We start from the raw sequence: 10,462 nt of genomic DNA, 5'->3' as shown, positions 1-10,462 counted from the left end.
CTCTCCGGAGGTCTTCCGGGGAAGGTGGGGAAGAATACCCTGATCACGAAGAAAGGGGAGATTTCCCTTCCCTCAAAGGTAAACATAAAAGTAGCCCCCGGGGACATCTTGAGGATCGAGACCCCCGGGGGTGGTGGTTATGGCTTCCCGGAATAGGGAGGTTTTATTCTATCCGCCGGTTGCCCCTTTCAACACCTCCTCGATGAACATCGGCTCCGGATAAGCCCCTACGATGTGGTGGTATTCGTTTATCACCGTCTTCGGTACCCCGCTCACCTCATAGCGTTGGGAAAGATAGGGGAACTCGATCGCCTCCACCATATCCGCGGTTACCAGATCGCTTTCGATGGCGAATTTATGAGCCAGTCTCACCGTCTGGGGGCAATAAGGACAGGTAGGGGTTACGAACACCTGAAGATGAACCGGCGTAGCCAGGGTAGCGAGTTTCTCCTTCGTTTCCTCAGCGAGATCGGTCTTTCCCCGGGATACATCGATTATATCCTCGATCAGCGAGCCGAACTCGTATCCCGAGGGTATCCCATAGTAGCGGATGCCGTAATCCTTCTTTCCCTCGATCACAATCGCCGGGATCTTATCCACCTTGTATTTGGCTACCTGATCCTTATCCACCAGGAAGTTGTAAACGGTGAGCTCTATCTTATCCGAGAGCGAAGCTACCTCCTCAAGGAGCATCCTCGTCTCCTCACAGTAACGACATTCAAGCTTCTGGGTGAAGAGGATTAACTTCGCCTTCTCTTCAAGCTTCTCGAATTCCTTCGTTATTGCCTTTCTATCCTCTTCGTTAATGAAGGTCATCTTGTTCTCCCTTTCTTATCTTTTTCAGTTTAAGGAGATATTTTCTTCTCGCCTCTTGAAAGAAGCGTTGATATTCTTCTGTTCGGTAGTCGGGATAGGTCCAGGGAAGAAACCCTATCCCCTCTTTCTTAAAGAGGTACTCCACCTCCGCATAGATGCCCTTTCCCAGATAGATCCGATGGGCATAATCCTTGGTTGAGGCAAGCACCATATTGGAGGCGGAGATATACCCGGGATCGAGGTTAATTGGCCGGGGGACATCTCTTACCCTTTCCCGCCAGGCATCCTCGAGCTCGTTTGAAAACCTCTTTATCCCGGCGAGTTCGCCCGGGTCTATCAATCTTTCGAACCCTAAGAACCATCGTAAGAGCCCTCCTCCCATCTCCTTTTGGTAATACTCGGTGAAGGTGAACGGTATTCCCCCCTCCTCTATATCTATCTCGCCAAAGCGTTCGGTAAGCTCCTTTCTCAGCCGAGGAAGGGTGTTCGGGAAACCGGTTATCACCCCGAAAAATAGCTTTACCGGTGTTGGCTCCTTGATCCTCCCCATCTACCCCCTATTTTCTTTTCTCCAGCCTGAGAATGAAGAACGGCTTGATAAATGCCTGAGCCAGGGGATCAAACCCCAACGGGTTGTGATAAGCATGGAGGATGATGTCATCCCCGTCAAGAGCCCCTTTTTCTCCCTTATCCGCCACGATCACGCCGGCATGGTCCTCCGAGAGCAGGATATCACCTACCTTGACCCCGAAGGGACCAAACCGTATCCTCATCTTCGGGGAAGCGATAGGATGACAGATGCCATCGTCCCCCACGATTACCCGACTGTACTTCAAGGTAGCCAGTTTCCTCAATATGGATTGCGGGGTATCACCCTGAGGGAGCTCGTATCCCATAAGCCTCGCTGCCCCAAGAACCGCGGTTATCGAATCGACGCCGATAAACCGCTCCACCCGTTTCATCCGAAGAGGGAAGGGCTCGGAGAAATCGAGATAGGGTAGATGGTAATAAGCCTTTAAGTAGGAAAGAAGATCGTCCCCAGTTCCTCTTACCGTTACCCTGGTTACCGCATCTGTTATCCCGAGATCATCGAATTGCTCTATGCCCGGAGCAACTGCCCTCCTTATGGGGACAATCCGATTCCCCCTCTTGAACAACGCCACCCGGATCTTGAACCGCATCGTTCCTATCCGCTCCTCCTCCGCCTCTTGGCGGATGATAAGCGCTTCGGTCTCCTTCAGCTTTGGCTTCTCAAAGAAGTCGTAAGTGGGGGCGAGATGTGCTTCGTGCTCCCAGTAGCTTGACCAGTTGGGGAGGTAGCTTTCATGGTAGGCTATCTTGTTCTCTTTTTCGAAATCCTTCTTTCTTACCCGAAGGAGTAGGGGCTCTATCTTAAACCAGAAGATCTTCAAGTCTCCCCATTTCTTTTGCCAGTGCTCGATCCTTTTTTGAGGTATCCTTTTCCCGTTGATGATAAGCGCTGGGGCATAGGTGAAATAGGTTGGCTCCTTTTCCCCTCTTTTTATCCCTACCACTACTGCATGGAGGATGATCTTATCCCCATATTTTCCGAAAACCGGGGCATTGGTGGCATAAGGTTCTCCTTCTTTCTGGACTGCGACGAACGCCTTTGTCAGCTTGGGGATATCCCGTTCGGTTATTCTCTCCCAGAAGAGGAAGTAAAAGCCAATAAAGGCGAAGATAAGAATGGCAATCAGCATTGCCCAGGCAGTTGAACTCTTCATCGGTTTTTTCCTCCCAATATTAATTTATATCGAAGTCGAGGAAAGTGCCTCCTTTATTTTTTCGGGAATACCCGGTTTTACCGTAAGCGCCTTATACCGGAGGAGGAGGACCTTTCCCGGGGGAAACCCCTTTGGCTTCTTCAAATATTTCCTCTTCGTATAATGGACGAATGCCCAGATTGAGTTCCTTCTTTTGCTGTAATAGGCGGCGATCTCCGCCGCTTCTCTCAGGGTATTTGCTGGTAGCTCCTCCCTTTTTTCGGGGTTTCGCACCACCACATGACTTCCCTTCGCCTCCGATGCGTGGAGCCAGAAATCTTCGGGGCGGGCTACCTTGAAGGTAAGGATATCGTTGTCCTTTGCGCTTCTTCCCACCAGGATCTCCCACCCCTCTGAGGAGATAAACCGCCGGTAGGGCTTTCGTTCCTCTTTCTCCTTGGTTCTTCTCCCCTCTTTCTGCATTAAGCCAAGTTTTATAAGTTCTCCCTCAAGCTCGGAGAGTTCCTCTGGAGAGTCGATCTCTTCAAGGGACTGGATCAAGCCTTCTATTTTCGATAACCTCTTTTCCGCCTCGGCGAGCCTTTTTTCGATCACTTTTCTCCCTTTTTCCGCCTTGCTCGCCAGCTTGAAGTATCGTTCGGCGTTCTCTCTCGGAGAGAGGGTGGGCTCTATCGGTATCTCTATTTCCTTTTGTTCTGGATGGTAGTAGTCTATTACCTTGATCCTTTCTTCTCCTTTTCTTCCCTTAAGCCGGTTCAGATTGGCGATGATGAGCTCCCCATAACGCCGGTATTCCTCCGCTCTTTCCGACCGGCTTAGATCCTCTTTAAGGTTTTTGATGAGTGAAGAGAGCCTCTCCCGGTTTCTTTCAAGGGCTTTTTTGATTTCCCTTCGCCCCTTTAGGAAAGCCTCTATCTCTTTCTGTTTCTGATAGAAGGCGGCTGAGGCGGTGATGAAGTCGGGGAAATACTCCGCGATGAGCCCTTTTAAGGATTGGAAGGGGAATGGGGTCATCGCTGTCTCGGAGTCGAGGAGTTGATGCTCTATAGGGAGCTTCGCCATTTCGGGATAGTAGATGGTGGGAGAGGGTTTCTCCTTTTTCAATCGCTCGACAAAGGAGAAGAAGGAGGCGGAAAGAGGGATTTTCCTCTCCTCGGCGATTTTTACAATCTCCTTGGCGAATAGGGGGGAGATCCCGAGAAAGTGTGAGACGAGGAATTTAACCCCATCCTCTTCTTGGAATTGCTCTTCTAATTCCTTGAACCTCTCCTCGTTGATGGCGAAGGGATTTTCCTTTTCACCTATCTCCGGGGGGTTATACTTTCCGCCCGGAAGTAGGCTTCTTTTCTCGTTATTGATGTTCTTCGCTGTTCCTATTATGGTGAAAGAGGCGTCGGTTAGAACTGCATTTGGTTTTTTGGGTATAAGCTCTAAGATCAGTTGGTATTCCATCTTCATCGGTGAGTGAGCAGTGAAGGAAAATATCACTACCCGATCGAGCTCCACCTGCCTTATTTCGTTTATTCTCGATCCCGGAAGATATTTTTTCAGCAGAAGAAGAAAGGGGGAGCTTCTCTCGCTTTTCTCCGGCTCCCTTTCAGCGAGGAAGATACCGGGCATTTTGGGGGAGAGATCGAAGATAAAGACCGCTTCTTCTCCTTCTCCTCTAAGGGAGAGGGAGAATCCATTGTCGAGCGGTTCGAATCGCGAGATGTGCCACCCAACAACCCTTTCTCTTAGCTCGGTGAGAAGGAAGCTCAAGGTTATCGCATCCATCTTTTTACCTCAGGTGGTTCAATTCTAATGCCGGCTTTGATTATTGTCAATTTTATCGAGGGTTTTGGTATGGCTTTTATTGATACAGTTAGTCTCCTCGATTTTGGATGTCTGTCAGTCTGCCTATTTTTATGCGTTTAGATGTCTATGAGGCGGAGAAGCGAAGAAGGTTCTCTTTCTTATAGGGGATGCCTCCTTCACTTAAAAAATATCCGCTCCCCTTAAGGGCTTGAGAAGCGGAAGAAATTTTTCTCCTTTTTATTAACAAAACCATTAATTCCGGGGGAGTGAGGCAGGAAAGAAGGTTGAAACTACCTCCCCATCCCAGCGTTACTTCTTGAACCAGTGGTAAAAGAGGCTGAGAAGCGCAAAGGAGCCGATTATCGCTGGGATGATGCAGACCTTACCACACATCCAACCCCATTTACCGAATACTGGGGTGCCGAGCCAGCCTCCAAGCCAACCAAGGACCCAACCATAGAAGAAGCCGCATATACCATCTGCTAACTTCTTCTTAAACACATAGTACTTTAAAAAGGTAACCACCAGGCTGATGATCAAAAGGGTCAAAAACGAGGTAAACGTCATATATAGCATCGCTCATCCCTCCCCAAATTTAAAACCTGCCTCCTCCCCGTTTTGAATTAGGCCTTCCGGAAAACACTATTATGAATATCTGTGATAGCAGCTCCTCCTTTACAAATTAATATACTCTCACATTTGAATACCTGTCAAGAGTAAAAAACATAAAATAGGAGGAATGAGAGAAAGGCGCCCACAACGGTGTTGAGGAAATTTAGACCTTCATTACTCACTTCTTTCTCCCCTTTCAAAATCGCCCCAAGGAGGCTTTCAGTAAGGTTCCCAAAGAAGGCGGCGGTTACCGCCACCGGGACGAGTTTAAGAGGGATTAGATGCAAGGCATAGCCTATTAAGGAGATTACCACCGCCCCGAGAACGCCGGACAGGGTTCCGGCAAAGGAGATCGCTCCCTCGGTTCCCGGTGGTACCCGGCGGAGGGTGGTTATGAGGATTGGGTTCTTCCCGTAAAGTCCCCCTATTTCGGTGGAGAGGGTATCAGCGGTGGCGGTGGCAAAGGCAGTGATGAAAGCGAGAAGAAGAAGTTGGTTATCCTTGGAGATAAAGGCGAAGAAAGCGAGAAGGGAGGGAAAGGCACAGTTTCCCAGTGCATGGACTGCCCCTCGAGCTCCACCTTTTGCCTCAGCCATCCCCAGTCTCTCTTTCTTTTGATAGCCCATTTTGGTTGCCCCTGAGCCTAACAGGAAGAAGGAGAAAAGGATAACAAAGCCCGGAAGTGAGGTAAATGCGTAGATGGTAGTTCCGATCCCCACCCCGGCGAGAAAGCCGGATAGATCGACAAACCCCATCAAGATGGCTATTCCACCAACGGTCAGGCTTATGAGCGCACCCCAACCCAAATTTTTTAGGAGGAGCTCTTTTTTAACCAAGAGCAAGCCGAAATCTGCTCTTAGGAGAAGGAAGAGAAAACCAGCCCCAAGCAGGGGAACGATGAAGTTATCGTTCAGACCGAAGTGAATTGTCTCAACTATGGCGGAAAAAAGGGTGGTGGCGAAGGATATAAGAAGTATGGTGGAAAGAGAAAAAAGCCCTTTGGGCGCGGTCCACCAGAGGAGAAATGATGCCCCGAGTGTTCCGAAGATGAGGTAGGAGAAGAAGCCGACATAACTTTTGTCCCTGCTCCAGGGGAGTTTCTTTTTCCCATAGGTAGCTCCGAGGATAGTAGCAAATCCATCCCCGAAAGCCATAATTCCCCAGATAAGAGCTGCGAGGTAAAGCCTCCCCCAGAAGAGCAAGATCAATATCAATACGGATAAGGGGTAAGCGAGAATTCCAGTGGGAACCCCTTTGATTATCTCCTCTTTTCGATAGATCCTTTTTCCTAAGGTGCGAGGGAGGATAAAGTAATTGTGGAGGAAGGCAGCGATGGCGCAGAGGGAAGCCTGAAAGGGCGTTAGCCAGCGGAGGAGAAGGGCGAACCCTCCCATTGTCACATGGATCGTTTTTCTTAGGTTCTCTTGCGACATTCCTTTATCAGGCATATCCCTCCTCCCTGAGCCAGGTTATGGTGCGGGAAAGCCCCTCGCGAAGAGGGGTTATGGAATAGGAGAGCTCGGAGATCGCTTTTTTGCTTGAGTATGCCCAATCGTGCATATAGGTTTTCACCACGCCATGGGTGAGGTTGGGGTATCTACCAAAGAGTAGCGCCAACATCTCCTCAAAATAACCCATCATCGATGCCAGAAAATAGGGAATGCTTCTTTTTGGGGGCTCGATGCCGGTAAGCTCACTTAAGAGGGCGAAGAACTCATTGGCGCTCCTATTCTCTCCACCAAGGATGTATCCCTCGCCTGGCTTGCCCTTTTTCAACGCCGAGATATGACCCGAGACGACATCGTCGATGAAGGCATAGCACCACTTCTTATCCCCTTTCCCCAATTTTCCCGGTAGCTTACGGTTGATAAAATCCCGGATGATGCCAGCGACCAGGTTGCCCTCGGTCAGCTCCCCTGGTCCATATATCACCCCGGGATAAAGGATAACGATGGGAAACCCTTCTTCCGCCGCCTCCTTTGCCACTTTATGAGCGAAGTATTTCGTCCGTTCGTAATCGGTGTAGAACCTATCGCGCTCGATTACGCTTTTCTCGTCGAGGACCTTACCATCGCTCGGACCCAAAGCAATGAACGATGAGGTATAGATGAACTTCGAGATCCCCTCCTCTTTTGCCGCTCGAATGAGGTTCTTAAATCCCGCGACATTTACCAACTCATATAACGAACGGGGTCTTACCCACATCTTGACCAATGCCGCCATATGGAGCACCCGGTCGCATCCCCTCATCGCCTCCCTTACCGAGTGGTAGTCGGTGATATCTCCGTAAATCCTTCTTATATCCGAAGGTAGATGGGTAAGGTTGGAGCTTCTCCGCACAAGGAGGACCACCTCTTCTCCCTCCTCGACCAACCTTTTGACTACCCTTTTTCCCAGATAGCCGGTTCCTCCGGTGACCAGGATAGCCATCTTTAATCTTCTCCTTTCTTCTTAACCCTCTCTCGCCAGTAAGAGAGGATGTCAGCAAGCGTTTCTCTCAATGGTATTTTTGCCTTCCAACCGAGCTCACGGTTGGCTTTGTCGGCATCTCCCAATATTAAAGGGATATCTGCGGGGCGATATCTTGAAGGATCTTGCCGTACCTCTATCCTTTCTTTTGAGAGGGATAAGAGTATATCGAGGATCTCACTGATGGGATAAGCTTCCCCGGAGGCTAAGTTGTAAGCCTCACCTTCCTTCCCCCGATTCACTATGCTTAGATACCCCCGAACAATGTCCCTCACATCGGAATAGTCCCTTCTTGTTTCGAGGTTTCCCACATCTATTATCGGCTCCTTTAACCCCGCCTCGATCTCGGCGATCTGCTTGGCAAATGAGGAGCAGACGAAGTTCTCCCGTTGTCTCGGTCCTGTGTGATTGAAAGGCCGGGCAATGGATACGGGGAGTTTCTCCACCTTGAGGAATTGGTAAGCGAGGAGTTCCAGAGAAGCTTTGCTTACCGCATAGGGGCTTAGAGGATGAAGGGGAAAGCTTTCGTCAATGGGCTGTTTCTCCTCAGGTACTTCCCCGTATACCTCAGCTGAGCTCACCAGAAGCACCTTGGGATGTGGGGAAAGAGAGGACGCCGCCTTCAGAAGGTTAAAGGTGCCGGTTATATTCACCTCGAAGGTCTTGATAGGGGAGGACCAGGAGGAGGAGACATTGCTGATACCGGCGAGATGGAAGATAATATCGGGAGAGATTTCAGCTACCGTATTTCTTATTCCCTCGCCATCGGTGATATCTACCTGATATATCTTAATCCTCTCTCCCAGATGAGTGAGATTGGTTAGTGGCACACCAGGGCAATCTACCCCTCCTACCTCATAGCCGAGGGATGCGAGAAGATCGGCAAGATGGCTGCCGGCAAACCCAGCGATGCCGGTTATTAAAGCACGCATTGCTATCTTATCTTTTCGCGCCAGTAGTTCAGAATATCCCTGAGCGTCTGTTCGAATGGGATCTCCGGCTTCCAACCGGTCTTTTTCCGGAATTTGGTGCTATCGCCTATCAAAACCGGAACATCGGATGGACGGAGCCGGGAGGGGTCTTTCTTTATCTCTATCTTGACATCGGTTAGCGAAAGTAGCATATCTATCACTTCCTTTATGGAGTAAGCTACTCCACTGGCGATGTTATATACCTCGCCGGGATCGCAATACTCGAGGGCGAGCCAGTAAGCCCGTACCATATCCCGCACATCGGTGAAGTCGCGCCGGGCATCGAGGTTTCCTACATAAAGAACCGGCTCCCTCTTCCCCTTCTCTATCTCCACTATCTGCCTGGCGAAGTTGGAACATACAAAGACATCTCCCCTTCGTGGTCCCGTGTGATTAAAACCCCGTGTTCTTACGATCTTCATCTTGTAACTCATATAGTACTGATAGGCTAAATAGTCCTGGCCTATTTTACTCACTGCATAGGGGCTCAATGGGCGAAGAGGGTTCGTCTCCTTGATGGGAAGCTCATCTTCGTAGACCAAGCCATATTGCTCGCTGGAACAGGCTACTTGGATCCAAGGATCGATCTTCAACTGTTTTACCGCCTCGAAGATGTTAAGTTCGCCGAGTATGTTGGTGGTGAGCGATTCCGCGGGAGCGTTCCACGAGGTGGGCACGAAACTCTGAGCAGCCAGATGGAATATCTTGTCCGGGTGGATCGCTTCAAGGAGGCTCCTCACTGAATAACCATCCCTGAGATCGCACTCGAGGATCTTGATCTTGTCCTTGATATGCTCGATGTTCTCGGTACGACTACGCCATCTCTTTGTCCCGTATATCTCCGCTTCGGGGTGATTTTTCAAGATATAATCAGCCAAATGACTTCCTACAAATCCCGTTATCCCTGTGATGAGAACCCTCATTTCCACTTCCTCCACTCGATAGTATTAGACATTAATGCGCCACTTTTTGGGGTATTCCCAAGAGATTATACATTTTACCCTGAAAAGTAGGTGCTTGGCAACTTTTTTCAACAGCTAACCTCCCCTCTTTTTTTCTGGTAGCTATTCAAGAACTCGGCTAACGCCTCTTCAAACCTCCGGGGGCGGTCTCCCAGAAGGTGGCTCGTTTTGGTAAGATCGAGAACAGAATACTTAGGACGGATTGCCTTCCTCTCCGCCTCCTCAGTGGTTATGGGGATTATGTTGAGCCCGTTGATCCCAGCGAGCTCGATGATCTTCAGGGCAAATTCATACCAGCTTACCTCTCCAGAATTGGTGAAGTGGTAGATGCCCGAAGCATTCTTTTCTACCAGAGAGACTATTCCATAAGCGAGATCGTGGACATAGGTGGGAGCGCCTACCTGATCTGCCACCACCCGAAGGGACGATTCCTCCCTTGCCTTCTTGAGGATGGTTAATACGAAGTTCGGCTCCTTTCTTCCATAGAGCCAGCTTGTTCTTACTATCAGATGATCCTCGTTTTCCTCCATCACCGCCCGCTCCCCCTCCGCTTTGGAGCGTCCGTAGATGGAGAGGGGATTTATCTCATCGTCCTCGCGGTAGGGGGTGTTTTTTCTTCCGTCGAAGACATAATCGGTGCTTATATAGACGATCTTCGCCCCCGCCTCCTTCGCCGCCCGGGCGACGTTTCTAGCGCCATCCCGATTTACGAGAAAGGCGAGCTCCGGTTCATCTTCCGCTTTATCCACCTTGGTGTAGGCGGCGCAGTTTATCACCACCTCGGGTTCGACCTCCACGATCTTTTTAAGAGAAGCTTGGGGGTCGGTGATGTCGAGATCGGCTCGGGAGAAGCCGATAACAGGGTTCCCCCTCTTTTTAAGAAGAAAGAGGAGCTCCGAGCCAAGAAGTCCCGAGCTCCCTAAGACAAGGACCCTACTTCCTCTCTCCATACCACCTCTGATAGAACTCTTTGAAGGCGGGGCTATTCTCCTTTATCTTCCGCCACCAGGGTTCATTTTCCTGATACCAGCGGACCGTTGCCTTGAGTGCTTCGTCGAAAGAGTGAGCGGGTTCCCAGCCGAGATTCTTT

11 protein-coding genes are annotated in these 10,462 nt (G+C 50.0%); 1 reads left to right on the top strand and 10 read right to left on the bottom strand.

Annotation, left to right across the window (positions count from 1 at the left end; translation table 11 throughout):
• On the top strand, window positions 1–156 hold a 156-nt coding region (locus J7L64_08055; GenBank protein ID MCD6452295.1), incomplete at its 5' end, for a hydantoinase B/oxoprolinase family protein.
• A 12-nt stretch (window positions 157–168) separates the two neighbouring features.
• Here the strand turns inward: J7L64_08055 and J7L64_08050 are convergent.
• From J7L64_08050 to rfbD, 10 genes are all read right to left on the bottom strand, one after another.
• On the bottom strand, window positions 169–816 hold the full coding sequence (locus tag J7L64_08050) for a thioredoxin family protein (GenBank protein MCD6452294.1): 648 nt from the start codon (window positions 814–816) through the stop codon (window positions 169–171).
• Entirely contained in the window at window positions 803–1,366 is a 564-nt protein-coding gene (locus J7L64_08045) for a DUF4416 family protein (protein ID MCD6452293.1), read from the bottom strand. The genes J7L64_08050 and J7L64_08045 overlap by 14 nt, the downstream gene beginning before the upstream one ends.
• A gap of 7 nt (window positions 1,367–1,373) precedes the next feature.
• Entirely contained in the window at window positions 1,374–2,561 is a 1,188-nt protein-coding gene (locus tag J7L64_08040; protein ID MCD6452292.1) for a hypothetical protein, read from the bottom strand.
• A gap of 24 nt (window positions 2,562–2,585) precedes the next feature.
• Complete coding sequence (locus J7L64_08035) at window positions 2,586–4,337, bottom strand: NFACT family protein (protein ID MCD6452291.1); 1,752 nt, start codon at window positions 4,335–4,337, stop codon at window positions 2,586–2,588.
• 330 nt (window positions 4,338–4,667) lie between these two features.
• A complete protein-coding gene (locus tag J7L64_08030; GenBank protein ID MCD6452290.1) occupies window positions 4,668–4,934 on the bottom strand; it encodes a GlsB/YeaQ/YmgE family stress response membrane protein in 267 nt (88 codons plus the stop codon).
• A 134-nt stretch (window positions 4,935–5,068) separates the two neighbouring features.
• Window positions 5,069–6,418: a DUF92 domain-containing protein gene (locus J7L64_08025; GenBank protein ID MCD6452289.1), complete on the bottom strand. Its 1,350-nt coding sequence runs from the start codon at window positions 6,416–6,418 to the stop codon at window positions 5,069–5,071.
• Window positions 6,411–7,400 (bottom strand): SDR family NAD(P)-dependent oxidoreductase, encoded by a 990-nt coding sequence (locus J7L64_08020; protein ID MCD6452288.1) that lies wholly within the window; start codon window positions 7,398–7,400, stop codon window positions 6,411–6,413. Before J7L64_08020 ends, J7L64_08025 begins: the two co-directional genes overlap by 8 nt.
• A 2-nt stretch (window positions 7,401–7,402) precedes the next feature.
• Window positions 7,403–8,371, bottom strand: a complete 969-nt coding sequence (locus J7L64_08015; GenBank protein ID MCD6452287.1) for a GDP-mannose 4,6-dehydratase — start codon at window positions 8,369–8,371, stop codon at window positions 7,403–7,405.
• Between the two features lie 2 nt (window positions 8,372–8,373).
• A complete protein-coding gene (locus J7L64_08010; protein ID MCD6452286.1) occupies window positions 8,374–9,333 on the bottom strand; it encodes a GDP-mannose 4,6-dehydratase in 960 nt (319 codons plus the stop codon).
• Window positions 9,334–9,440: 107 nt separating this feature from the next.
• On the bottom strand, window positions 9,441–10,322 hold the full coding sequence (gene rfbD, locus J7L64_08005) for a dTDP-4-dehydrorhamnose reductase (protein ID MCD6452285.1): 882 nt from the start codon (window positions 10,320–10,322) through the stop codon (window positions 9,441–9,443).
• Window positions 10,323–10,462 lie beyond the last annotated feature (140 nt).

It is taken from the genome of Acidobacteriota bacterium (assembly GCA_021161905.1).
Taxonomy (GTDB): domain Bacteria; phylum Acidobacteriota; class B3-B38; order Guanabaribacteriales; family JAGGZT01; genus JAGGZT01.
The sequence above is the reverse complement of the archived record's forward strand: the minus strand, read 5'-3'. Positions and strand labels throughout refer to the sequence as shown.

Bases quoted from the DNA above. Each gene is read 5' to 3' on its own strand.
- J7L64_08050 (MCD6452294.1), bottom strand. From the start codon at position 816: ATGACCTTCATTAACGAAGAGGATAGAAAGGCAATAACGAAGGAATTC.
- J7L64_08045 (MCD6452293.1), bottom strand. From the start codon at position 1,366: ATGGGGAGGATCAAGGAGCCAACACCGGTAAAGCTATTTTTCGGGGTG.
- J7L64_08040 (MCD6452292.1), bottom strand. From the start codon at position 2,561: ATGAAGAGTTCAACTGCCTGGGCAATGCTGATTGCCATTCTTATCTTC.
- J7L64_08035 (MCD6452291.1), bottom strand. From the start codon at position 4,337: ATGGATGCGATAACCTTGAGCTTCCTTCTCACCGAGCTAAGAGAAAGG.
- J7L64_08030 (MCD6452290.1), bottom strand. From the start codon at position 4,934: ATGCTATATATGACGTTTACCTCGTTTTTGACCCTTTTGATCATCAGC.
- J7L64_08025 (MCD6452289.1), bottom strand. From the start codon at position 6,418: ATGCCTGATAAAGGAATGTCGCAAGAGAACCTAAGAAAAACGATCCAT.
- J7L64_08020 (MCD6452288.1), bottom strand. From the start codon at position 7,400: ATGGCTATCCTGGTCACCGGAGGAACCGGCTATCTGGGAAAAAGGGTA.
- J7L64_08015 (MCD6452287.1), bottom strand. From the start codon at position 8,371: ATGCGTGCTTTAATAACCGGCATCGCTGGGTTTGCCGGCAGCCATCTT.
- J7L64_08010 (MCD6452286.1), bottom strand. From the start codon at position 9,333: ATGAGGGTTCTCATCACAGGGATAACGGGATTTGTAGGAAGTCATTTG.
- rfbD (MCD6452285.1), bottom strand. From the start codon at position 10,322: ATGGAGAGAGGAAGTAGGGTCCTTGTCTTAGGGAGCTCGGGACTTCTT.